The sequence below is a fragment of the Mariniflexile jejuense genome, assembly GCF_042675665.1.
Lineage (GTDB): Bacteria > Bacteroidota > Bacteroidia > Flavobacteriales > Flavobacteriaceae > Mariniflexile > Mariniflexile jejuense.
In genome coordinates this window covers 1-702 of sequence record NZ_JBHTJI010000044.1, presented here as the reverse complement: position 1 = coordinate 702, position 702 = coordinate 1, and the positions used below count along the sequence as shown (strand labels likewise).

Here is a 702-nt window from a genome sequence, read left to right as displayed (position 1 = left end):
AACGGTTACGTATAAGAATAGTGCGTAGTTTGAGTGCGAGGATTTTCCGAAGGAAAATCAGATGCAAGCAAACAAGCACAAACTTTTGATTTAGGAATAAACTTACGCATTATTTTTATACAATGTTGTACAACGTTTTTTAATATTCTTTTTCTTTTTTTACCTCTTCGTTATCATCATAAGTTGTCCAAACTCCATTTTTCTTTCCGTTAATCCACTGGCCTTCTTTGTATAAATAGTAAGTTCCTAACTTTTTAGAACATCTGTAAATCGCAGTGTATGTTTTAAAAGTCATATGGTTTTGAGAATCAAAAAATTCATCCATAGATTTTGCATTTGAATCGATTTCTATTGTAACAGATTCTAATGTCTTATTTCCTTTTCTGTCAAAGTTTTTCCTTGATTTTATGTTACCATAATTATCTAAAGAGTATTCATTTGCAATTTGTCCGCTTTTATAATATTGAACCATTTTTCCAGTTCTTGTAGAATACTTTTCAGAATTATACTCATATGTTGTCCAACAAGTTGTCCACCAAACATTGCCGTTTTTGTAATAAGTGGTATCCGTTTTACAAGTGATTTGCTCTAAATCTTTTACAAGTTCCAGAAACCGTTCAGAATGTTGAGAGTTACATAAAGTGGAAATTAGAACTAGAAATATGATTGTGAAATTGCGTTTCATTTAAATGTTGTACAACG

At 30.5% G+C, this 702-nt stretch carries 1 protein-coding gene; it reads right to left on the bottom strand.

Annotated features, from left to right (window positions below):
- Positions 1–139 precede the first annotated feature (139 nt).
- The gene (locus ACFQ1R_RS15815; protein ID WP_379927254.1) at positions 140–685 is read right to left on the bottom strand and encodes a hypothetical protein; all 546 of its coding nucleotides are present in this window, start codon (positions 683–685) and stop codon (positions 140–142) included.
- Between the last annotated feature and the right edge of the window lie 17 nt (positions 686–702).